Annotated in this window: 24 protein-coding genes and 1 tRNA gene; 15 read left to right on the top strand and 10 right to left on the bottom strand. The window is 62.5% G+C overall.

Annotated features, from left to right (window positions below):
• The first annotated feature begins 370 nt into the window (after positions 1-370).
• The 3 genes from ACKAMS_RS06620 to ACKAMS_RS06610 all read left to right on the top strand — a co-directional run bounded on the left by ACKAMS_RS06620 (position 371) and on the right by ACKAMS_RS06610 (position 2,335).
• Positions 371-862, top strand: a complete 492-nt coding sequence (locus ACKAMS_RS06620) for a MarR family winged helix-turn-helix transcriptional regulator (protein WP_021345391.1) — start codon at positions 371-373, stop codon at positions 860-862.
• Entirely contained in the window at positions 859-2,250 is a 1,392-nt protein-coding gene (locus tag ACKAMS_RS06615; RefSeq protein WP_408988779.1) for an MFS transporter, read from the top strand. Before ACKAMS_RS06620 ends, ACKAMS_RS06615 begins: the two co-directional genes overlap by 4 nt.
• 12 nt (positions 2,251-2,262) lie before the next feature.
• A tRNA-Lys gene (locus ACKAMS_RS06610) sits at positions 2,263-2,335 on the top strand.
• An 88-nt stretch (positions 2,336-2,423) separates the two neighbouring features.
• On the opposite strand, the gene ACKAMS_RS06605 is transcribed toward ACKAMS_RS06610, so the two are convergent.
• Together ACKAMS_RS06605 and ACKAMS_RS06600 are read right to left on the bottom strand one after the other, a co-directional pair.
• A complete protein-coding gene (locus ACKAMS_RS06605; protein WP_408988778.1) occupies positions 2,424-3,275 on the bottom strand; it encodes an alpha/beta fold hydrolase in 852 nt (283 codons plus the stop codon).
• A 62-nt stretch (positions 3,276-3,337) separates the two neighbouring features.
• Entirely contained in the window at positions 3,338-3,604 is a 267-nt protein-coding gene (locus ACKAMS_RS06600; RefSeq protein ID WP_139120553.1) for a hypothetical protein, read from the bottom strand.
• 424 nt (positions 3,605-4,028) lie between these two features.
• Between ACKAMS_RS06600 and ACKAMS_RS06595 the strand changes: the two genes are divergently transcribed.
• Both ACKAMS_RS06595 and ACKAMS_RS06590 read left to right on the top strand, forming a co-directional pair.
• Positions 4,029-4,700 carry a hypothetical protein gene (locus ACKAMS_RS06595; RefSeq protein ID WP_269576968.1) on the top strand — a complete coding sequence of 224 codons (672 nt, stop codon included), beginning with the start codon at positions 4,029-4,031 and terminating at the stop codon, positions 4,698-4,700.
• A complete protein-coding gene (locus tag ACKAMS_RS06590) occupies positions 4,700-5,893 on the top strand; it encodes a PrsW family intramembrane metalloprotease (RefSeq protein WP_269576967.1) in 1,194 nt (397 codons plus the stop codon). The genes ACKAMS_RS06595 and ACKAMS_RS06590 overlap by 1 nt, the downstream gene beginning before the upstream one ends.
• 94 nt (positions 5,894-5,987) lie before the next feature.
• On the opposite strand, the gene ACKAMS_RS06585 is transcribed toward ACKAMS_RS06590, so the two are convergent.
• Positions 5,988-6,530 carry a TetR/AcrR family transcriptional regulator gene (locus tag ACKAMS_RS06585; RefSeq protein WP_029256113.1) on the bottom strand — a complete coding sequence of 181 codons (543 nt, stop codon included), beginning with the start codon at positions 6,528-6,530 and terminating at the stop codon, positions 5,988-5,990.
• 120 nt (positions 6,531-6,650) lie between these two features.
• On the opposite strand from ACKAMS_RS06585, the gene ACKAMS_RS06580 reads away from it, so the two are divergent.
• The 3 genes from ACKAMS_RS06580 to ACKAMS_RS06570 all read left to right on the top strand — a co-directional run bounded on the left by ACKAMS_RS06580 (position 6,651) and on the right by ACKAMS_RS06570 (position 9,526).
• Positions 6,651-7,124 carry a DUF4334 domain-containing protein gene (locus ACKAMS_RS06580; protein WP_019745072.1) on the top strand — a complete coding sequence of 158 codons (474 nt, stop codon included), beginning with the start codon at positions 6,651-6,653 and terminating at the stop codon, positions 7,122-7,124.
• Positions 7,125-7,153: 29 nt separating this feature from the next.
• The gene (locus ACKAMS_RS06575) at positions 7,154-8,242 is read left to right on the top strand and encodes an NAD(P)-dependent alcohol dehydrogenase (RefSeq protein WP_408988791.1); all 1,089 of its coding nucleotides are present in this window, start codon (positions 7,154-7,156) and stop codon (positions 8,240-8,242) included.
• 84 nt (positions 8,243-8,326) lie between these two features.
• Positions 8,327-9,526 (top strand): low temperature requirement protein A, encoded by a 1,200-nt coding sequence (locus ACKAMS_RS06570; RefSeq protein ID WP_408988777.1) that lies wholly within the window; start codon positions 8,327-8,329, stop codon positions 9,524-9,526.
• Between the two features lies 1 nt (position 9,527).
• Here ACKAMS_RS06570 and ACKAMS_RS06565 read toward each other — a convergent pair whose 3' ends face one another.
• Together ACKAMS_RS06565 and ACKAMS_RS06560 are read right to left on the bottom strand one after the other, a co-directional pair.
• On the bottom strand, positions 9,528-10,112 hold the full coding sequence (locus ACKAMS_RS06565) for a hypothetical protein (protein ID WP_408988776.1): 585 nt from the start codon (positions 10,110-10,112) through the stop codon (positions 9,528-9,530).
• A gap of 45 nt (positions 10,113-10,157) precedes the next feature.
• A complete protein-coding gene (locus ACKAMS_RS06560) occupies positions 10,158-10,535 on the bottom strand; it encodes an MmcQ/YjbR family DNA-binding protein (RefSeq protein WP_007733864.1) in 378 nt (125 codons plus the stop codon).
• 99 nt (positions 10,536-10,634) lie between these two features.
• Between ACKAMS_RS06560 and ACKAMS_RS06555 the strand changes: the two genes are divergently transcribed.
• Both ACKAMS_RS06555 and ACKAMS_RS06550 read left to right on the top strand, forming a co-directional pair.
• Positions 10,635-11,081 (top strand): hypothetical protein, encoded by a 447-nt coding sequence (locus tag ACKAMS_RS06555; RefSeq protein ID WP_020970602.1) that lies wholly within the window; start codon positions 10,635-10,637, stop codon positions 11,079-11,081.
• A gap of 99 nt (positions 11,082-11,180) precedes the next feature.
• Positions 11,181-11,771, top strand: coding sequence for a DUF937 domain-containing protein (locus ACKAMS_RS06550; RefSeq protein WP_408988775.1), 591 nt, complete (start codon positions 11,181-11,183; stop codon positions 11,769-11,771).
• Between the two features lie 55 nt (positions 11,772-11,826).
• On the opposite strand, the gene ACKAMS_RS06545 is transcribed toward ACKAMS_RS06550, so the two are convergent.
• Positions 11,827-13,044 carry an MFS transporter gene (locus ACKAMS_RS06545; RefSeq protein ID WP_408988774.1) on the bottom strand — a complete coding sequence of 406 codons (1,218 nt, stop codon included), beginning with the start codon at positions 13,042-13,044 and terminating at the stop codon, positions 11,827-11,829.
• 114 nt (positions 13,045-13,158) lie between these two features.
• On the opposite strand from ACKAMS_RS06545, the gene ACKAMS_RS06540 reads away from it, so the two are divergent.
• From ACKAMS_RS06540 to phoU, 5 genes are all read left to right on the top strand, one after another.
• Positions 13,159-14,034: a LysR family transcriptional regulator gene (locus tag ACKAMS_RS06540; protein WP_021332119.1), complete on the top strand. Its 876-nt coding sequence runs from the start codon at positions 13,159-13,161 to the stop codon at positions 14,032-14,034.
• Positions 14,035-14,165: 131 nt separating this feature from the next.
• Entirely contained in the window at positions 14,166-15,125 is a 960-nt protein-coding gene (locus tag ACKAMS_RS06535) for an acyl-ACP desaturase (RefSeq protein ID WP_003940492.1), read from the top strand.
• Positions 15,126-15,206: 81 nt separating this feature from the next.
• Positions 15,207-16,349: a tRNA dihydrouridine synthase DusB gene (gene dusB / locus ACKAMS_RS06530; protein WP_003939756.1), complete on the top strand. Its 1,143-nt coding sequence runs from the start codon at positions 15,207-15,209 to the stop codon at positions 16,347-16,349.
• Positions 16,350-16,499: 150 nt separating this feature from the next.
• Positions 16,500-18,530, top strand: coding sequence for an LCP family protein (locus tag ACKAMS_RS06525; RefSeq protein ID WP_408988773.1), 2,031 nt, complete (start codon positions 16,500-16,502; stop codon positions 18,528-18,530).
• Between the two features lie 72 nt (positions 18,531-18,602).
• Positions 18,603-19,298: a phosphate signaling complex protein PhoU gene (gene phoU, locus ACKAMS_RS06520; RefSeq protein WP_003940130.1), complete on the top strand. Its 696-nt coding sequence runs from the start codon at positions 18,603-18,605 to the stop codon at positions 19,296-19,298.
• 75 nt (positions 19,299-19,373) lie between these two features.
• Here phoU and ACKAMS_RS06515 read toward each other — a convergent pair whose 3' ends face one another.
• From ACKAMS_RS06515 to ACKAMS_RS06500, 4 genes are all read right to left on the bottom strand, one after another.
• Positions 19,374-20,120: an SDR family oxidoreductase gene (locus tag ACKAMS_RS06515; RefSeq protein WP_020970607.1), complete on the bottom strand. Its 747-nt coding sequence runs from the start codon at positions 20,118-20,120 to the stop codon at positions 19,374-19,376.
• Between the two features lie 90 nt (positions 20,121-20,210).
• Positions 20,211-20,948, bottom strand: coding sequence for an urease accessory protein UreD (locus ACKAMS_RS06510; protein ID WP_020970608.1), 738 nt, complete (start codon positions 20,946-20,948; stop codon positions 20,211-20,213).
• Positions 20,948-21,691 carry an urease accessory protein UreG gene (gene ureG / locus ACKAMS_RS06505; RefSeq protein ID WP_019745082.1) on the bottom strand — a complete coding sequence of 248 codons (744 nt, stop codon included), beginning with the start codon at positions 21,689-21,691 and terminating at the stop codon, positions 20,948-20,950. Before ureG ends, ACKAMS_RS06510 begins: the two co-directional genes overlap by 1 nt.
• Positions 21,684-22,373: an urease accessory protein UreF gene (locus ACKAMS_RS06500; RefSeq protein WP_408988772.1), complete on the bottom strand. Its 690-nt coding sequence runs from the start codon at positions 22,371-22,373 to the stop codon at positions 21,684-21,686. Before ACKAMS_RS06500 ends, ureG begins: the two co-directional genes overlap by 8 nt.

Below are 22,373 nucleotides of genomic sequence, written 5' to 3'. Positions count from 1 at the left end.
GAATCGCCGTGATCGGCGCCTGTCATCCCCCGAAACCTCACAATATCCCCTCCAACACACCCTACGTAAGGACTAGAGCGATACCCGCCAAAAGTACTAGAGGCAATCGGCTGTTCGGGGGACAACAACCGACTTTATGCCCAAAAGACACCAAGTGGTATGGTTTTGGCCGCTCGGGTGCGCTGCAGGGGGTGCGCATCCGAGCTTTTTCGTGTCCGAGATTCCGATAATCCGACCTCGCAGACGGAACTACTTCGCCGACGAATGAACGGCAATCCCAAGGTTTTAAACAACTAATGCGATTGTTTATTCCCCAGCTTTTGTCGAAACCGTGCTGGCAGCATCGAAATAACACAGTTAGACTGTCTAAATGAACGATGGCGAGGGTCGCAGCAAGACTCGGGACGAGATCGACGTACTTTGGGACGATCTGGGTGCCTTCGTCCGGCGTCTCCGCACCAAACGCCACGACCACAAACTCACGCCGAGCCAGATCCAAGCTCTCGGCCACCTCGACCGACAAGGTCCGTTGACCGCAAAAGAGTTGGCGAAATTCGAGCGCGTCACACCGCAATCCATCGCAAAGACCGTGGCCGCGCTCGAGGAACAGGGCATGGTGACGCGAAGGGCGGATCCATCGGACGGCCGCGCGGCCTTGGTCACGATGACCGAACTAGGCACGTCGACCCTTCACGAAGACCGAACGAAACGCACGCAGTGGCTGGCCGAGGTCATCGACGCCGAGTGCACCGAAGCCGAGCGTGACTTGCTTCTGATCGCCGGCCGAATCCTGCGCAGACTAGGCCAGGGCGCGTCCCCAGCATCGACATCGATATCAGAGGAGTCACTGATGAACCCGTGACCGCCGTCGTCGAAACGTCGACACCCCAAGCCTCCGTTCCCCTGAAACTGAGTCTTGCTCTCGGTTCGGGAACCGTTCTTCAGGCACTGAACTCGTCGATGATTGCGGTGGCAATCGTCCCGATCGCCACATACTTCGGTTCCAGTTCGGGCACAGCGTGGGTCATCTCGGCTCTCTACATCGCGACTGCAGTCACGGCACCGGCGGCGGGGCGACTCGGATCGATCCTCGGCGCCAAACGCGTCTATCTGGCGGGATTGGGTCTGATCGCTGCCGGATCGATCCTCGGCTCGCTCGCCCCGTCGCTGGGTTGGCTTATCGCGGCGCGAATTCTGCTCGGAATCGGCACGGCGACACAGTATCCGAATGCGATGACCGTCATCCGCGAATACGCTGACCGTCACCGGGCTCAAACCCGTTCAGCTATAGCAACACTCACCATTTGCGCTCAATCGGTCGTCGCGCTGGGGCCTACTCTCGGCGGGTTGCTGGTCGGCACACTCGGTTGGCAGTCGATCATGTGGGTGAACCTCCCGCTTGTCGTCGTCACTGCCATATGGGTCTTCTTCGCCGCTCCGAGCGACTCCGCCCTGCCCGACCGGGCCGGCGCCACTGCGTTGTTCAAGTCACTCGACCCACTCGGTATCACGCTGTTTCTGGCCCTGACGACGTCGACGATGCTTTTTCTCCTGTCTCTCGCCGAGCACGCGAAGTGGTATCTCGTCCCGTCGACGGCCCTCTTCGCGTTCCTGTTCGTCTGGTGGGAACGTCGAACCGCCTCGGCGTTCATCGACGTCCGTGCCGTCGCCCGAAACCGCGCACTGAGCATGACTCTCGGCCGGACCCTGCTGACTTACACAGCGTTCTACTGCATCTTCTTCGGACTCCCCCAGTGGCTACAGGTAGCCCGCGGAATGTCACCGATCAGCGCCGGGCTCTTCATGCTGCCCGTCGCTGCGGTCGGGATCTTCGCGACCATGTCCGCGTCCAGGGTGTACGGGAAATTCGGCGCACGAATCACCCTCCTGATCGGCACCGCCGCGTTGGCTGTCGGCGGGATTCTGATCGCCTTTGTCGAATCTAGTTCGACTCCCCTTGTGGCACTCCTGCTGATAGCGGCGATCCTGGGCATCCCCAACGGCTTCAACAACATGGGAAACCAGAACCTGATCAACTCGGTGACCACCTCCGCCGACGTCGGGACCGCGATCGGCCTGTACCGAACAATCCAGTACATCGGCGCCAACCTTGCGGCCGTCGTCATCGAGCTGACCATGCGCGGAACCATCGACGACGCGGGTCTGCATCGCACGGGCGGGACCATCGCCGTCATCGGAATCGCCCTTCTGGTGGGGGTGGTGTTTTCACGGACTCTGCGGTCCCGTTAGACTCTGCGCCGCGCCCCTATAGCTCAGTTGGTAGAGCTACGGACTTTTAATCCGCAGGTCGTAGGTTCGAGTCCTACTGGGGGCACAAACACAGACCCGGCGCCTCATTCGGAGGCGCCGGGTCTTGTGCGTTCGTGCCACATCAATCCGTGCCACGTGAATGCATCAGCAGGTCATCGAAGCAGGAACTCGAGGGTCACGCGCTCGAATGCCTCCTTGGCTTCGATCATCACCCAGTGCCCGCAGTTCGGGAATACATGCAGTTCGGCGTTCGGAATCAGTCGCATCGGAATCATCGGCATGTCCGGTGGACACTGCCTGTCGTCGAGCCCCCATGTCAGCAAGGTCGGGCATTGCACCTTGTGCATCATCGACCAGTACGGCGGCACATCCGAGTTGGACATCATCTGCTGCTGAGCGGCAAAGGCTTTGGATCCGTACATCGCGGTCAATGCCTGGTGCGAGGCCGGATCGTTGGCCGTTTCCCATCGTTCCTCGATCCGCGCCTCGGTGACGACAGTCTTGTCGTACACCATGCATTCGAGCCATCGAACCAACTTCTCACGGCTGGGAGCGTCGGCGAAGTCCTGCAGGAGACGGGTACCTTCACTTGGATTCTGACTGAAGATGTTCGGGCCGACGCCACCGATGGTGACCAGCCTGCAGACACGCTCCGGGAACCTCATCGCGACGTTGACGCCGACAACCCCACCCATCGAATTGCCGATCATCGCAGCCGATTCGATTCCCAGCGCGTCCATGAATCGGATCACCGACGACGCTGCCGTGATCACCGGATGGCCGGCGACCGGATCGCTCACGCCGAAACCCGGGAACTCGAGGATGTAGCAGTGGAAATGCTTCGCGAATACCTCGAGGTTCCCCCGATAGTTCCGCCAACCACTCACACCGATCCCTGAGCCGTGCAACAGGATCAACGGCGGACCATCGCCCGCCTCGTGAAAGCGCAAAGTCCCCTTGTCGGTAGCGACTTCGCGTTTGGTCCCCTCATAGGTCACGTCCATCACGCAAGATTAGAACGTGTTACAGATTCAGGACGGCTGATTGCGGAACTTCGCAACCACCGTCAGAAGCATCCCCCGCTACCTCGACGCCCACTGCGATTCGTGGACTTCTGCTCGCTCGGTTTCGACTTCCCCGGCCCAGCCTTCACACACCGGTTGGGGCGCCGCACTTGCTCGAAGTGTCCGGCGCTCACAACATGACCGGCCACACTCACCCGGACAGGCGTGTCTGCGCGGGCGGTTCCGACTTCCCCCGAACCCAACGTCAACGCGAATGCAGCCACCAGCACCAGGGCTACCTTCTTCGAGATCTTCATTGGCACGGCCACTGAGACACGGTTCCACTCCAGATACTGAACAGGTGCGCGCGCCGAAGGAACACGCTGCGTGTCGACGATATTCAGTACGGGTGGCCGGCCGCGATCCTTTAGCTCACCAGTATCTGAACAGTCGACAACAAAAGTTTGGGCGGCACGTCAACATCCCGAGGGCGTCAACGAGCCAACGACCAAGCTACGCACCAATACTGAGAATCACGTAAACATCGTGCAGACGCCGGGCCGGCGCCTTTCGAAACTCCCCCAAAGCGATGTCCAGGTTCACGTCCTGCCTGAATCGTTCTGTTTGGTACTTTTACCCCCTGAGGCGCACTCCTCAGATTCGCTGTCGACCCAGCACAAACGGCGTGCAGTACAAATCGGATACTGCGGCCCGCGAACGCCTTACCAAGCACTCACGAAAGCCCGGGCAAACATGACCGAAACGGAAACCACAGTGCGGGACGACCCGCCGCGGACGCCATTCGAACCCGAGGATCGCTGGGTTCCCGTCGACCGTAGATGGTTCGGCCTGGACCGAGCGACCATCATCCCGGCAGCGATAGTGCTGGCCGTTGCGATAGTCATGAGCATCCTCATCCCGGCCGTCAACAACTCTGTCGCCTACGACGACGAAGTCGTGGCCGGGGATGTCATGGAACTCAAAGACGGCATCACCTTCGTTCCCGCCGTCGGCTGGGGAATCACAGACGGGGTCCGCGAAACTGATGCTCCCGTCTCCGGTTCGTTCCCACAGCGCGCAACTCTGGTGAACAGCGGTGCACTGTTCACCGTCTACACGGCACCCTTCGCCGGTGACGCGAACGCTCTACTCGAACAGATCAAGAAGACCTCGGACGCCCTGGCAACAGCAGAGTCTTTGCGCGTCAGCGGCGACTCTTCCTCGATCACCACGGCGAGCGGCATTCGTGGTGTCATCACCAGCTACTCGAACTCGACTGCCGACGGCGTGATCGCAGCATTTGTCGTCGACGGAAAAGGCATCGAAGTTGTCTCCACCGGGCCGAGCGATGTGGCTCCGACCATCACGGACGACATTGCTCAAATGATCGTGAGCATCAGCCACCGAGCCGGAGAGGGTTCCTGATGAGCACTCCCACAACACAACCCGCAAACGATCTCCTCACCCGCGCCGGTGCGATCGAGAACTCCGGTTGGGGTAGGTCGTTCACGTTCTACCAGCCGCGCAACGCCGCTTTCTGGGTTTACCTCGCTTTGGTGGTGAGCGGCGCCTTCAAATTCTTCTCGCTGCTGTCGTCGTCCGCCGGCGCTTACGGAGAAGCCATCGCGCTTTCGCTGGTGCTGTTCGGTGTGTACGGCGCCATCTTCTGGTGGTTCACGCAGCACATCGACAGGTACGCGCGCCAACCGGTCAAACTGATCGTCGTTGCGTTCCTGTGGGGCAGCTTCGCCGCTACATGGGTGATGGCCGCAAACGCCAACGACGCCATCTTGTCCTTGTACGCCAAGACATTCGGACAGGCGTGGGCATCGGACTGGGGCCCCGGCCTGACAGCTCCGTTCACCGAAGAAATCGCCAAGGGCATCGGGTTGCTCCTGCTCATCGCACTGGCATCTCGATTGGTGCGCACCGCATTCGACGGATTCATCCTCGGCGCCTTCATCGGACTCGGCTTCCAGATCTTCGAAGACGTTCTGTACGCCTTGAACTCGGCCGCGTCGCAGTTCGGAGCCGATCCGGTCGGCGCTGCGATGCCGACGATCATCCTCCGCATGGTATTCGGAGTGGCCGCACACACTCTGTACAGTGCGATCTTCGGTGCCGGACTCGTCTATCTACTGGGACGGCCGGCGGAACCGCGTCGTGTGGGGCGCGGACTCGCGCTGATGGCGACCGCGATGCTGCTCCACGGCCTGTGGGATTCCGCCGGTGCCTTGGCACAAGGCAAGAATGCACTCCTCTTTCCGCTCTTCTTTGTCATGGTCGCCGCTGCATTGACCCTCGTGGTCCGCGTGTTTCGAATGACGGTTCCACGTGAACGCCAGTTCCTGAGCGACATCCTGGCACCGGAAGTCGACCGTGGTGTCATCACGGACGAAGAATTCGTCGCTCTGTGCGGCGACCACAAGGCACGCAGGGCTTTCCGCAAATCTGCAGGCGGACACGCGGCCCGTAAACGCGCCGAATACGTCCTCGAAGCCGCGGCAGACCTCGCCGACGCTCTGGCAGACTCCCACGGAACCAACACCGGCCGAGTCGAATTCGCTCGATCCGAGGTAAGTCGCATCAGGAGTGGTCAGCCGTCGGTCAAGCTCTGACCCGCTCCGAACTGGAATTCAACGCCGCGTCCCCTCGTGCGAGAGCACAAGGGAACGCGGCGTTGGCCATTGATCACGTTGCACATCCGGTTCGTCACGTCGCGATCAACCGCTGAACCGCCCCGACCGCAGCCTCGCGACGCTGAGCGACGGGACGGGACGACTTGAGCGCGAACATCCGGGCGATGTCGGTGATCAACAGAATCAACTCCGCGGGATTCCACTCGGGGTCGATGTGTCCCTCGAGTTGACCTTTGCGAATCTCGGCTACCTTCGGCCGGAACGTCTTGCTTCGTATGTCGTCCTCGCTCATGACGTCCGGTGCTTCGAGATCCGCCCATTGCTGCAATCGAGCGTTCTCGGGATGCGCGACGTAGTTGTCGAAGAGTCGACCTGCATACCCCGGCAGATCATCACCTCGTAGCGCTGTCTCCGCTGTGGTTTCGGACGTCCATTGCTCAGTGACGGCAGAAAACAACTCTTCCTTGCTCGCGAAGTACGCGTAGAGACGGTCCTTGCTGGCACGCGCTTGCGCGGCGATCCGATTGATCCGCGCGCCGGCCAGGCCGTACGTCGCAAATTCGTCCTTTGCGGCCGCCAGAATGCGGTCTCTCGTGGCTTCCCCTGCTGAGCGCATGTTCACAGCCTAGAACGAATCGACCGTTGCCGAACCATCCGGTTCGGCGTAGCGTGCAGAGTTGACGAACAATTTGGTTCGCGAACTTCGGCCAACTCACCCGCCGACGCAAGGAGAGACATGAATCTCGATGACGCTCGAACCGCATTCACCCGGCTCCGTGGATCGGAAAGTGGTGTTTCACCAGCAGAACTCGACGAAGTGTGGGCCGCGCTGGAAACCGTTGCCGCCGAAGAAATCCTCGGCGAATGGAAGGGCGACGACTTCGCCACCGGTCATCGTCTGCACGAAAAACTGTTCGCGAGCCGCTGGTACGGCAAGACTTTCAATTCCGTCGAGGATGCCAAGCCGTTGATCTGCCGAGACGAAGACGGCAACCTCTACTCCGACGTCAAGAGCGGCAATGGCGAGGCAAGTCTGTGGAACATCGAGTTTCGTGGCGAAGTCACGGCGACGATGGTCTACGACGGCGCGCCGATCTTCGACCACTTCAAGAAAGTCGACGATTCGACGCTCATGGGCATCATGAACGGCAAATCGGCGTTGGTTCTCGACGGCGGACAGCACTACTACTTCCTGCTCGAGCGAGCGTGATTCGCGCCGAACAGAATTCGACGTCCGCCATGCAGATGACAGCGGCGCTCTCACACGGCCCGCACTCCCCCTTCACACTCGACACCGTCGAGATCGACGAACCCCGCGCAGACGAGATCCTGGTTCGCATCGTCGCGACAGGCCTGTGCCACACGGATCTGTTCACGAAGACGGTGCTACCGGAAAAGCTCGGGCCCTGCGTGTTCGGACACGAAGGCGCCGGCGTCGTGCAAGCCGTTGGCTCGTCGATCGACAACATCGCGGCTGGTGATCACGTATTGCTGAGCTACCGCAGTTGCGGTGTATGCAGGCAATGTCTCAGCGGCCATCGGGCGTACTGCGTAAGCTCACACGGGCTCAACAGCTCTGGCGCACGCACCGACGGCTCGACGCCGGTCCGGCGAAACGGAACTCCGATACGGTCCGCATTCTTCGGCCAGTCCAGCTTCGCGGAATACGTCATCGCCTCTGCCGACAACACCGTCGTCGTCGATCCTGCGGTGGACCTGACCGTCGCGGCTCCGCTCGGCTGCGGGTTTCAAACCGGCGCGGGTGCCGTGCTGAATCTACTTCGCCCCGAGCCCGACTCGACGTTTGTCGTTTTCGGGGCAGGCAGCGTCGGACTCGCAGCGCTGCTGGCGGCGAGGGCTGCCGGCGTTTCCACCCTGGTCGCCGTGGACCCCGTTGCGCAGCGGCGCGAACTCGCCGAGGAATTCGGCGCCGTCACTGTCGATCCCTCGAATGAAGATGCGCTCGACGCGGTCCGCGCCGCCACCGACGGAGGTTCGACGCATTCCCTCGACACCACCGGAATCGGCTCCGTGATCAATCAAGCCGTCACATCACTTCGAGCACGGGGAACACTGGCAGTAGTCGGACTCGGAGCATCCACGGTCGAGGTGAACATGGCCGACATCATGCTGAGCGGAAAGACAATTCGAGGATGCATCGAAGGAGAGTCGGAAGTCTCGACGTTCATCCCCGAACTCGTCGAACTCTTCACTGGTGGCCGGTTTCCGATCGACCGCTTGGTGACGCGCTACGCCTTCTCCGACATCAACAAAGCCGTCGAAGATCAAGCGTCGGGGCGCGTCATCAAACCCGTTCTCGTGTGGTGAGGGGCGAAATGTCTCATTCGTCGACCCGACGGAATTCGCCCTAGACTGCGCTCCTGCACTAGACGTCGGAGCAAGGTGGGGACGATGACAGAACACACCAGTACGGGCGCGGGCCACGGCCGGGCCGTTATGCCGATCATCCGGATGCGCGCACGCAGCCGCGACGAGAACCATCGCGCATCGACGCCACTCGAACTGTTCTTCGACCTGTGTTTCGTGGTTGCGGCCGCACAGGCCGGAGTTCAACTGGTGCATGCTGTTGCCGAGGGCCACTACGTCGACGGCATCGCCGGTTATATGTTCGTCTTCTTCGCGCTGTGGTGGGCGTGGGTGAACTTCACCTGGTTCGCGTCTGCCTACGACACGGACGACGTCCCCTACCGGGTCGCGACCTTCGTACAGATTTGTGGCGTGCTCGTCTTCGCCGCCGGAATCCCCGACGCATTCGACGGAACCGACCGTACGACGGCCATCGTCGGCTACCTCATCATGCGAATTGCGCTCACCTGCCAATGGCTTCGAGCCGCCAGCGGTGAATCCGGTGCAGCGCGAACCACTGCTCTGCAATACGCCGCCGGGCTCGTGATCGTCCAGGCCGGCTGGATCGTGCTGCTCCTGATGCCGGCGTCGGCGTGGATACCCGGCTTCTTCGTTCTCATGATCACCGAACTCGCGGTGCCGGCAATCGCCGAGCGCAACCACCAGACGCCGTGGCACCCGCAACACATCGCCGAACGCTACGGCCTCTTCACCATCATCATGCTCGGCGAAACCATTGCTGCCGCCACCATCGCGGTCCAATCCGGCATTCGTGATTTCGACGCCGCCGACCTACTGATTCCGATTGCTGTCGGCGGAGTTCTGATCGTGTTCTCCGCGTTGTGGATCTACTTCGCCGTCCCGATCCACGAGTATCTCGCAGACCAGGGCAATCGCGCCGTCCTGTTGTGGGGATACGGGCACTACTTCGTATTCGGATCCGCTGCGGCCATCGGCGCCGGCATCGAAGTAGCCGTCGAGGAAGCAGTTGGCGAGGCGCACATTTCGACGTTCGCAGCATCTGCCGCGGTCACGATCCCCGCCGCGATGTTCCTGATCTTCGTGTGGCTCATGCACTCACGACACTTCAAGCGTGACAGGATCGAGCAGGCTGTTCTACCGGTGAGCGCAATCCTGGTTCTCGCCTGCACATTTGCCGGACACTGGGCGGTCCCGCTCGCCGGACTGGTGGCGGCGGGAACCGTCGGAGTCGGTGTCGGCCTGAGCACTCGGTCGAAGAGCTGACTCAGATTTCCGGGGCCGGAGCCTCGCCCTTACTCTGCGGCTCGTGTTGCTTGAGCTCACCGCGCATCTTGTCGAGATCCTTGCCACGCTTTTTGTACATGTAGCCGAGCGCAACAAGACCCAGGAACAACGCAACGCCCAGGACTGCACCGACAACGGAGGCTCCGCGGAAACCGGGGCCGTCGACGTCGAGGATCCGCTCGCCCGCATGCGCTGCATTGTTGTTGCCGAGAACAACTGTCAGAGAGAGCAGATTCGGCAGCGCGAAGATCACACCCAACGCGAGAGCCGTGATCTGGATGATTCGAGCATGCTTGCGCTTGCGCACCTGCCAGACCGCCCGGAAGAAGATGAGCGGGACCAGGGTGCAGACGAGACCGAACAGCAGTCCCCACGCGATTCCGGCGCTGAAGCTGCCGTTCGCCAACGACGCAATTCGCTGCGCCCACCAACGCGGAAGGAAGGCGGCAAGGATGAAGTAAGCGATGACCAGGACCACCGCCATCACTGCGATCCCGATGGCCTTCTTCACCCACGGCGGCATGCCCGGTTTTGCGGTGGCCGGTGAAGTTTCCGGTGTCGTCATGACAAATCCTCGTCTAGTCGGCGTCTGTACTGACGAATCTATCCGTTACGGGCGTTCCTCATCCGCATCGAGAACGATCCGGGCAAGCCGCTTCGGAGCAACGAGGGTGAACGAGGTGTAGATCCACTCCTCCAGTTGCGACCATTTCTCCTCGGAAACGTCGGTGCCGATGTCGAGCGCAACCCACCCGTGACGACCGAGACCGTAGCCGGCAGCGCTTGCACCTGGTTCGGTGGCCACCACCGCTTCGGCTTCCTCCTTGCTCAACTTGACGGTCAAGGAGGTGGCTTCGACGTTGCAGAACACGAAGTTCTTGCCGCGGACCCGGAAGGTCGGGTGGCCGTCCCACGCTTCGATGTCGACGCGCTCCGCCTCCGGCAGGGACAACGAGATCTCTTCGAGTCGACGCATGTTGTCGGGCATGGAGACGATTCTGCACGCTCGATACCGCGCTTGACACCCGCGACACCGCTAGGCTCGGCGACGACCGCGTTACCGAACTCCGAACACGGGGAGAGTGGCATGCGCACGTTAGTTCATCTGGTTCTGCTCATTTGTGGAATCGCCGTTGCCGTCGGCTCGTTCATGTACGTACTGGCCGGGGTCAAACCCAACAACGTTCGCCTCGAGGACCTGCGGGACGGTTTTCCGGCCGGGTGGGCAATCGAGCAACTCGGCGATCAGTCCGTGACCTTCTACCGTTCGATGGCGATACTTCTGCTCGCTGCAGCCGTATTGATTCTGATCGCCGCTTTGTTCGGTTCTCGTATTTCAGCGTGGATCGGAATCATCGTGGGATTGGGAACTCTGGGCACGTTCTACTACCGAGTGAACGATCAATTCGACAATGTCATCAGGGAAAACTACTCCACGATCCTGACAAATCAGACAGGATTCATCTTGACGGCCGGCGGACTGATTCTCGCTCTCCTAGCGTGTCTGGTCCCCCGCGAGAAGACCCGAGCCTGACCGCTCGGCAACCGGAGGGTTACCGTCGACGCCGACATTCACTAGTGTCTGCAACAGCCGGGTACTGACGAGTAGTACCCCAGAAGAGGTAGGGCATCAATGGCATCGCTTGACGACCTTCTATCCCAGATCCCCATCGACCAGATCGCGCAGCAACTCGGCGTGGACCAGGCAACTGCCGAATCGGCGGTCAAGACTGCACTTCCGACCCTCGTCGGTGGCCTCGGCGCCAACGCTCAGGATCCCGCAGGCGCAGCCTCACTCGAAAGTGCGCTGCAGTCGCACGCTGACACCAGCCTTCTCGACGACGGCGTCGACATCAGCAAAGTCGACACCGCTGACGGTCAGAAGATCGTCTCGAACATCTTCGGCGGCAACACCGATCAGGTCGCCAGCACACTGGGCGGTGTCGGTGGCGGCGGTGGAAACGATCTGGTGAAGCAGTTGCTGCCGATCCTCGCTCCCATCGTCCTGGCCTACCTCGCCAAGCAGTTCACCGGTGGCGGCGCCGGCGCGCAGACCCAGGCCTCCGGTGGCGGCGGGCTCGGGGATCTCCTCGGCGGAATTCTCGGCGGTGGCGGCAATTCCGGCGGCGGCATCGGCGGCGCACTCGGCGGCATCCTGGGTGGATCCGGTGGCGGCGGCCTCGGAGACCTGCTCGGCGGCCTCCTCGGCGGCGGCAAGAAGTAAGACGCTAGACAGAACGCACTGCGGCGATCCCGTTCGGGGTCGCCGCAGTGCTCTGTCATTCGACCGTCGAAGATCGAAACATCTTCAGCGACAATGCAAACGCAACCAACAGCAGCGCGCCCACAAAGGCACTGACCCCACCCCAACCGCCGCCCGCGTACGCGAGACCAGCGAGGGCGCCCGCCACGGACGAACCCGCGTAATAGGCAAACAGATACAACGCCGACGCCTCGGCCCGGTGATCGGTCGCGATCAGCCCCACCCAACCGCTGGCCACCGAATGTGCCGCGAAGAATCCTCCGGTGAAGAGCAGCATCCCCACGAGAGTCAACGCCAGATTGTCCGGAACGGTCAGTGCCAGACCGATACCGATGACAACAACCGAGCCGAGCAGAACACTGCGCCTACCCAGCCGGTCCGAGGCCCCGCCGGCTACCGCTGAGGTGAAAGTTCCGGCGAGGTAGAAGAGAAAGACCAGGCCGACAAGTGCTTCGGGAAGTCTGAAAGGTGCTGCCGTGAGCCGAAACCCGAGGAAGTTGTAGATCGAGACGAATCCGCCCATGAGGATGAACCCCAAGGCGAAAAGCGTGCGCAGCGACGGGTTCGCAAGGTGGCGTCGTAGATTCGACGCGATCGCACGCACCGAGACCGGTTGCGGGCGAAAGAACTTCGACGCGGGTAGCTTCCGGATCATGTTGAGCGCGAACAACGCTGACAGCAAGGCCGCAGTCACCAATGCCCAGCGCCACGTACTGAAGTCGACGACGGCCGACGGAACCAGCCGTCCGATCAGCCCACCGATCGTCGTGCCGGCTACGTACCTTCCCATCGCTGCACCGAGGTCCTTGCGATCGACCTCCTCGGCCAGATAGGCCATCGCTACCGCCGGGACCCCCGCCAGAGCCAAGCCTTGTGCCGCGCGTCCGATCAGCAGAACCTCGATCGTCGGACTGAGTGGCAGAAGCAAACCGATCACACAGGATGCCGACGCCGACGCGATCATCACCCGTGTGCGACCGAACCGCTCGGAGAGCGCACTGGCCGGAATGATCGCCAACGCCAACATGCCCGTCGTCGCCGAGACCGAAAGTGCAGACACCGCGGGCGAGACGTCGAAGCCTTCGGCGAACGCAGGCAGCAATGCCTGTGCCGCGTACATCGAGATGAATGTCGACAGCCCGGCCGCGAACAGCGCAACGGTCACCGTGCGATACCCCGATGTTCCGCGGCGAAGCGGCACCACTTCGGATTCGATCACATTCTCGACAGTCACCACATACCTCCAGGCATCACTTACCTCCGGTAAGAATCCTCCCGCCGCGCTTCGACAAAAGAAAATGCATAAACTTGGAGTTCTATATGTGTCATAGGTATATAGATTGGGTTCGTGATGCTGACCGAAGACCTCGAATGGTTTGTCGTTCTCGCCGAAACCCAACAGGTGACCGCTACCGCGGATCTGACTCACCTGTCGCAGCCGACACTCTCGCGCAAACTCGCACGCCTCGAACGACAGATCGGAGTGACGCTCTTCGACCGTCAGGGACGCCGGCTCGAACTGAACCGGTACGGCGAGATCCTCTACCGACACGCTCGCACCGCTCTTCACTCACTCGACGCGGCGCAGAGCGAAATCCAGTCGCTGGCGAGCCCCGAAAGCGGTACGGTCCGGCTCGACTTCCTCCACTCGTTCGGCACCTGGTTGGTGCCGCACATGCTGCGCGGATACCGCGTCGAGCATCCCGGAGTGCGATTCGAACTGCATCAGGACAGTGCGCAGTTCCTGGTCGACAGAATTGCCGCCGGCACGTCCGACCTGGCCGTCGTCTCGCCGCAGCCGCGTGATCCGCAGGTGGCATGGATGCAGATCGCCCAGCAGTCACTGGCATTGGCTGTTCCGGCTGATCATCGCTTTGCGAAGTTGCATTCGGTCGAGCTCGCGGACGCGGCCGACGAACCGTTCATCGGTATGCATCCGAACTTCGGGATGCGAAGAATTCTCGATGAACTGTGCGCGGCCGCAGGATTCACGCCGAATTTCGTCTTCGAGAGCAGCGAGCTGGCAACCGTCGGCGGACTGGTCTCCGCGTCCTTCGGTGTCTCGGTCATGCCGGTTCAGGATCCACCGATCTGGGCCGAAGGAGTCGTCTACGTACCGATCGAAGGAGCCCAGCGAAAAATAGGGCTGATCTGGTCGAAGAGCCGCGAGCTGTCCGATCCCGCCCGGACGTTCCGCGACTACGTCGAAAGAACGACTTGGTAGTGAAAGTGCCCCCGGATAACTACGGATCGGTAACATCCCTCGAGGGGAGCAATTTTCATGCCATTCTTTTCAAACCTACGGTGCCGTAGGCTGGGGCGAAGTCGCGCATTCACTCAACATGGAGGCAAGAAATGACGAGGATTCTGACGCAGCTGGAGCTGCTACAAGAGCTGCAGCCGGTTGCCGAGGAGAACGTCAACCGCCACATCTCCATGGCCAAGGAATGGCATCCACACGACTACGTTCCGTGGGACGAGGGTCGTAACTTCGCAGCCATGGGCGGCGAAGACTGGAGCCTCGAGCAGTCACAGCTCGGCGAGGTAGCTCGCGCCGCGATGATCACCAACCTGCTCACCGAGGACAACCTGCCCTCGTACCACCGCGAGATCGCCGAGAACTTTTCGCAGGACGGCGCCTGGGGAACGTGGGTCGGCCGGTGGACCGCCGAGGAGAACCGTCACGGCATCGTGATGCGTGACTACCTCGTCGTCACGCGCGCAGTCGACCCCGTCGAGCTCGAGCGCTTCCGCATGGAACACATGACAAACGGTTACAGCGCACCCATCGACGAGGGCGACGCCGGCCTGCTGCACTCGGTCGCCTACGTGACCTTCCAGGAACTCGCGACGCGCGTCAGCCACCGCAACACCGGCAAGGCCTGCGACGAGCCGATTGCCGACAAGATGCTTCAGCGCATCGCCGCTGATGAGAACCTGCACATGATCTTCTACCGCAACATCTGCGCCGCCGCGCTCGATCTTGCTCCCGATCAGGCTCTCAAGGCTGTGGCGAACATCGTCCAGAACTTCCAGATGCCGGGCGCCGGCATGCCGAACTTCCGTCGTAACGGCGCTCTCATGGCCAAGCACGGCATCTACGACCTTCGCCAGCACCTCGACGAGGTCGTCTGGCCCGTCTTGCGCAAGTGGAACATCTTCGAGCGCAACGATTTCAGTGCCGAAGGCGAGAACACGCGCGAAGAGTTGGCGGCCTTCCTCGAGACCCTCGCCGCCAACGCGACGAAGTTCGAGGAACAGCGCGATCGCATGCTCGCACGCGAAGCCGCCAAGCGCGAACAGCAGGCTTCTTAGTTTCACCAGCTATTCTGTGCCCGGTACCGGATTCGGTACCGGGCACTTCCAATTGTCACAAGTATTTGTTCAGAGGTAGACATGTCATCCCTACGTATCGGTTCACTCGAGCTGCACAGCCCCGTGGTCCTCGCCCCCATGGCGGGCGTCACCAACGTCGCCTTCCGCACGCTGTGCCGTGAACTCGAACTCGAACGTGCAGGCAGCACGTCCGGCCTCTACGTCTGCGAGATGGTCACCGCACGCGCGCTCGTCGAGCGCCAGCCCGCCACGATGCACATGACCACGTTCGGCCCGACCGAAACCCCCCGGTCGCTGCAGCTGTACACAGTCGACCCGGATACGACCTACGCCGCGGCCAAGATGATCGTCGACGAGAACATGGCCGATCACATCGACATGAACTTCGGCTGCCCCGTCCCGAAGGTGACCCGCAAGGGCGGTGGCTCCGCGCTGCCGTACAAGCGTCGGCTGTTCGGACAGATCGTCGCGGCCGCTGTGCGCGCGACCGAGGGCACCGATATTCCGGTCACCGTGAAGATGCGCGTCGGCATCGACCCCGAACATCACACGCACCTCGACGCCGGCCGGATCGCCGCAGCTGAAGGCGCTGCTGCCGTCGCACTTCACGCACGTACCGCGTCGCAGCGCTACTCCGGCACTGCTGACTGGAACGAGATCACGCGTCTCAAGGAACACGTCACCGACGTTCCGATCCTCGGCAACGGTGACATCTTCGATGCTTCGGATGCTGCCCGGATGATGAACGAGACCGGCTGCGACGGCGTCGTCGTCGGACGTGGCTGCCTCGGACGGCCATGGCTGTTCGCGGAACTCAGCGCAGCTCTCAACGGACAACAGATCGCCACGCCGCCGACGCTCGGCGAAGTCACCAAGATCATCGCCCGTCACGCCCAGCTGCTCGCCGCACACCACGGCGAGATGAAGGGCTTGCGCGAACTTCGCAAGCACGTCTCCTGGTACATGCGTGGGTTCCCGGTCGGATCGGATCTGCGGGTCTCGATGGCGTTGGTCAGCACGTTGTCCGAACTGGACGACCTGCTCGGACAGCTCGATCACGACGTCCCGTTCCCCAAGGACGCCGAAGGCCCGCGGGGTCGCCAAGGCTCGCCCGGTCAGGTAGCACTTCCGGAAGGTTGGCTCGACGATCCCGAGGACGATCTTGTGCCGGTCGGGGCTGACATGATGCACTCCGGTGGCTAGCGAGAACACGCCGTCGGATTACTCTCATCACTTTCTGAGTGAAGCACTCAGGATTCACCAGTAATATGGCTCCAGCTTCGTCGACAACCGGTTGACGCCGGCATCTGAATGACGAGTTACTGACAGTCGACGACGGGACAGGTTGCATCGGTGGGTGATGATCACGATTCGGGCCCACCTCCGCCCGAGAGCCGCGCCCCCTGGGAACGTCCGCTCGCAGACAAGCGCTTCCGCAACGCCCGACCGGACCAACCGGCAACGCCCCAGCGCCCTGCCACACCTCAGCGACCAGCACCGCAACCACCCAGTCCCCCGGAGCGTCGCAGCAGTGGACGGACCGGCCGCCGGGATTCGCCTCCGACCGACGACTCTGTTTCGGTCGCCGAGTTGGTCCGTCGGGTAGGCGACAAGAAGCCGCCACCTGCCCCGGCTGCGCCGCCCAAGGCAGCGCCGACCAAATCCGTGCCACCCAGGACTCCACCTCCATCAGCGTCCGCGCCGCCCCCGGCCCGGCCGATTCCCGCGCGTCCGACCGTCCCGCCTGCCGCTGCGGACTGGATCACCGAAGAACATCCCGTCACCTCCGCAGTGCCGCGGGTAGTCGGTGACACCGGCGCTACGCGTCTGGCGCAAAGCAAGATTCGCCGCCGCCATCGCGCAAAAGTGATCGGCCGATCGGCAGTAGCGTTCCTGGCCGTCATGTCTCTCGCGTTGACCGGCGTCGTCTGGGGTTATCTGCGGTCGGTCGAAGGCGGTTTCGATCAGATTGCGGCACTCGACACCGAGTCCGACGACATCATCGACGCCGGGGGCCAGCTCGGCGACGAGACATACTTGATCATCGGCACCGATACCCGCGCGGGCGCGAGCGGTGAGATCGGCGCCGGAACCGTCGAAGACGCCGAAGGCGCGCGCGCCGACACGGTCATGCTGGTGAACATTCCCGCCGACCGAAGCCGTGTCGTCGCCGTCTCCTTCCCGCGTGACCTCGACGTCGAACGTCCGATCTGCCAGGGCTGGGACAACGACGCCGGCAAGTACACCAGCGAAACCTTCCCGGCCGCCAGCGGCGACAAGCTCAATGCGACGTACGCACTCGGTGGTCCCAAGTGCCTGGTGAAGGTCATCCAGAAGATGTCCGGCCTGAAAATCGGGCACTTCGTCGGAATGGACTTCGCCGGCTTCGAGCGCATGGTCGACACCGTCGGCGGCGTGAACGTCTGCTCCCCCGGACCGATCGAGGACGGCATCCTCGGAACCGTCCTCGCATCCGGCGGAACGCAGATGCTCGACGGCCGTACCGCCCTCAACTATGTGCGTGCGCGCCACGTCGAAGCCGAGGGTAACGGCGACTACGGACGCATCACCCGTCAGCAGAAGTTCCTGTCGGCGCTGCTCCGCTCGGCCCTGTCCAACCAGGTCCTCCTGAATCCGAGCAAGCTCAACGGATTCATCAACGCCTTCACCAGCGACACGTTCGTCGAGAACATCGACACGAAGTCGCTGGTCACCCTCGGCCGTTCGCTGCAGAACGTCGACGCGGGCGCGGTCACGTTCTTGACGGTCCCCACGGACGGCACCAACGACTGGGGCAACGAGATTCCTCGCACCGACGAGATCAAGTCCCTCTTCCAGGCGATCATCGACGACGAACCGCTTCCGGGTGAAGAGCGCGAGGACACCACACCGTCGTCGACCAGTTCCACGACAACCGCTCCTACGTCCAGCACGCCGCCCGCCGCCACTTCCGTCGAAGCGATGAGCGCCTACAACATCTCGGTCGACGTCTCCAACGCGTCGGGAATCGCCGGGCAGGCCGCGACGATCGCCGACAGCCTCGCTGCTTACGGTTTCCAGATCTCCACGGTCGGCAACTTCAGCGCAGCCACCGGCCTGGCGAATGCTCAAGCGTCGACCACCGTCGTGCGTTACGCAGCAGGTTACGAGGCTGAAGCGGTCACTGTCGCGTCGTCGATTCCCGGTGCGGTTCTCGTTCTCGCTCCGAGCATGGGAGACATGATCGAGGTCGTCGTCGGAAGCAATTTCGCCGGCACCGTCGTCGCCCCCGCGGACCCGGGGACCATCCTGGCGGCAAATCCGACATCGGTCGACACCAGCGCCTCGACGGCTCTGCCCGCCGACATCGCCAGCGTCAACGCCGGCGACACCACCTGCGACTGACACGCGTTCATTCACCTTGCGTTCACCTGGTGCTTGTGACTTGGTCTTTCACGGCACGTAGGCTCTGACCTCATGCGCGTGGCTTACAACGAACAGATGACCGAGCTTGCAGACACGCTCGGCGAGATGGCAGGACTGGCAGGTGCCGCTATGGAGCGCGCCACCCAGTCCCTGCTCCAGGCAGACCTGTCCCTGGCAGAACAAGTAATCGGCGAACACGACAAGATCACCGAACTCAGCACCATTTGCGAGGAGCGCGCGTTTGCGCTGCTCGCCCTGCAGGCTCCCGTTGCCGGAGATCTGCGCTCGGTGGTCAGTGGAATCCAGATCGTCGCCGACATCGACCGCATGGGTGCACTCGCCCTGCACGTCGCGAAGATCGCGCGCCGCCGACATCCCAACCACGTGCTTCCCGAAGAGGTCAACGGCTACTTCGCCGAGATGGGACGCATCGCTGTCTCCATCGGTGCGGCCGCCAAGGTCGTCCTCGAGACCCGCGACCCCGAGCGCGCTGCCCGCCTGCGCGAAGAAGACGAAGCGATGGACGACCTCCACCGCCACCTCTTCACCGTCCTCATGGACCGCGAGTGGAAGCACGGCGTTGCCGCCGCAGTCGACGTCACGCTGCTCGGCCGCTTCTACGAGCGGTTCGCCGACCACGCCGTCGAGGTCGGCCGACGCGTCATCTTCCTGGTGACCGGCAAGCTGCCCGAAGAGCCGGAAACCACCGAGAAGGTCGACAACCTCACCTCGTACCCGGATCTCTGAACTACCCGGATCTCTGAACCCAACCGTCCACGTGAGTAAAAGGCGGCCGCGCACTTGCGCGGCCGCCTTTCCTATTCAGTTCTCGTGTAACCAGGTCTTCAACGTGGGTCCTGCAGTTGTGGATCCCGGCCCGGGCAGCAGCGCCCCACCCTTCATCGCCTTACCCGCTCCCGGCATCGAGATCGGGATCAGCCACTTGCGTCGGCCACGGTATTTCAAAATCTCACGCGTCATGGCCGGGATCTCGAGGACCTCAGGCCCGGCGAGATCTGGAGCCCTCCCGGTCGGACCGTTCTGAGCGCATGTCACCAGAGCCTCGGCGACGGTCTTCGCCGCTATCGGTTGGGAGCGCATCCGGGGAACCATCGCGACCGGCCCCAGTCCGAAGAGCGCGATGGTCTTCTCGCCGAACTCGAACCACTGAGTGGATCGCAGGATCGTGAAGGGAATGCCCGACGCTTCCACCGCGCGTTCCTGCGCGGCCTTTCCCTGGTAGTACCCGAAGGACTTCAACTGCGGATCGTCGCAGTTCACGATCGAGAGCAGCACGTGATGCTTAACGCCCGCTCTGGCTTCGGCCGCGGCGATGTTCTTCGCTGCCGTCTCGAAGAACTCGATCGCCTTCTTGGCACTGTTGGTGACGTGATCACTCACGTCGATGACAACGTCGGCACCGACAAATGCTTCGTCCAACCCCGCACCCGTGGAGATGTCGACTCCCGTCGATCGAGCGGCGGCGACGACGTCATGGCCCCCGATTTTCGCCTGCTCGACGACCAGCTTTCCCATCTGGCCGGTTCCGCCCAGAACAACAATCTGCATGATGCCTCCGTCAAACCCGTGCGCCCGGCTCTCTTCGGCCTGGTCACATACTGGACGACGCAGCCTCCCGAAGTGTGACGGTCGGGCGAATCAGTCGCTGTACTTCTGCGAAACCCGCCCACGCCACTGCGACCAGATCGGATCCAACGCTGCGCTCGCCTCGTGTGCGTGATCGGCCACGGCCCGTGCCAGCATCCCTGCTCCCGCCAGCGGCGTCACGTGCCCTTCGACCACGTCGGAAGTCTTGATCCCCAACAGCATGGTCGTACCAAGCACGCGATGGCCACCGAGAATTCCCGGCAGCGAACGGCCCGGCACGCTACGCAGGTCGAGTGTTTCCACGAGCAGCGCGTCACCGTCGACGGTAATGCGCTGATCCGAGCGAAGGGCACCGCCGGTTTCGCCGGTCCGGCCGAACACGATCATCTCGTCGAGCAGCGCAACCGCATCGGATTCCAGTGAAATATCCACGCGCCTGGTCACATCCGCGCCGCCCGCGACGACAAACGGTGCCGCGCGCCAGATCAGCGCCGCACCGGCGCCGACGCTCGCCGAAGCCGACCACGACGCCCGGCCGCCACGCGCGTTGTACGCGACGGTCCCCGACGGCTCGATCACCTCGAGGCACGTACCCGGAGCGACTACGAATTCGATACGCAGGTCGTCGCCGGCCAGCAGCGTTGCACTGTGCCCTACCAAGGCAATTCGCACGGTGAGCCCGCGAGCGTCGACGAACCGCGGGGCCAGGAAGTCGCCCGAGATCAGCTCTCGCGCAACAGCGGTGTCACCCACTCTCTCGACGACGACCCGCGTAGCTCCGGTGCGCATCAGTGAGCGTGAGAGTGGCTGTGCCCGTGACCGTGTCCGTGGTCTTCTTCATCGGCATGGAAGTGCGGCGCCATCGGCCCCGGATCCTGCGGGGTGTGACTACCCGCGCGGTGAGCTGCGATGACCTGGCGAAGCCACGCACTGAGCTTGTCGATCGTTGCGTGATCCTTCTGGCTGAGCGCGAGAACGGGAAGTCCGTCTCGCGCGGCCGTGGCATCGGCCACCATCTGGACCGCGTCGACGTCGACGTACGGGGCCAGGTCGATCTTGTTGACCACCAACAGATCTGCCCGCTCGATTCCGGGACCACCCTTACGTGCGACGTCTCCGCCGCCCGCGACGTCGATGCAGAAGATCTGGGCGTCGACCAGTGCCGGGCTGAACGTGGCGGTCAGGTTGTCACCGCCGCTTTCCACGATCACCATGTCGAGGGGATGGAACTGACGCTCGAGGTCTTCGACCGCAATGAGGTTCGGCGTCACGTCGTCACGGATGGCCGTGTGCGGGCACGCTCCGGTCTCGACTGCGACGATGCGCTCGATCGGAAGTACGTTGGCCGCGCGCAACAGTCGCGCGTCCTCGTCGGTGTAGATGTCGTTGGTGACCACCGCGATCTCGTACTCCGACGCGAGCTCGCGGCAGATGGTGGCGATGAGGGTACTTTTGCCGGTGCCGACGGGGCCGGCAACTCCGAGCCTCAAACCTCTTGCAGCAGTGGTGGTGTTGTTCAGGTTGTCAAGCACGGAAAATCCTCCTGGATCGAGCGTGGTGTTCGAGTGACCATTGTTCGACCAACGGTCCTGTTGTTGCGGGTATATCTGTGACGCCCTCGACTGCTACGGCAGCCGCGGCGACGGTTTCGATGGTCGGGGTTGCTCGGAGCAACCATTCGACCGGTTCTGCCGGATCCACCGGCAGTAGCTTCAGTGCCGCCGACGCCACTGTTTGAGCGTCGTCGTACAAACAAGATCTGGCTGCCTGTAGGTCGTCCATCCCGGAGATCGCCGTGAAGACTCCCAACGCGAGCGGACGCATCGGATGCCCAGGCAGCGCCATGAGCATCTGGACCGCGGGGTGCTGCGGCCACAATCGCGACGCCAGCCTGGCCAGTCCACGTCCGAGCTGAATAGACGCCTCACGCAGCGGTGCGCTGGGCGTCCGAGCGAGAAGTTCCCTTGAGATCTCCTCGAGTTCGCCTGCACCACCGGCACTTACGGCCCAGCGGCGCGCGATCACCGTTGCAGCGGCCTCGACAAGTCCCACTGTTTCGAGTCGACCGCGAATGAAGTCGGGGACCTGACTCTGTAGGAGTCCGCCCGCCAGTGCCGGTTCCAACCCCGACGAGTGCGCGTGACCGCCGGTAGGCAGACGCCCGTCTGCCAAGAGCATCGATGCTATCTCGGCAGACGCCATCTCGATTGACAT

It is taken from the genome of Rhodococcus sp. 5A-K4 (assembly GCF_046097995.1).
GTDB classification, from domain to species: domain Bacteria; phylum Actinomycetota; class Actinomycetes; order Mycobacteriales; family Mycobacteriaceae; genus Rhodococcus_F; species Rhodococcus_F erythropolis.
The sequence above is the reverse complement of the archived record's forward strand: the minus strand, read 5'-3'. Positions and strand labels throughout refer to the sequence as shown.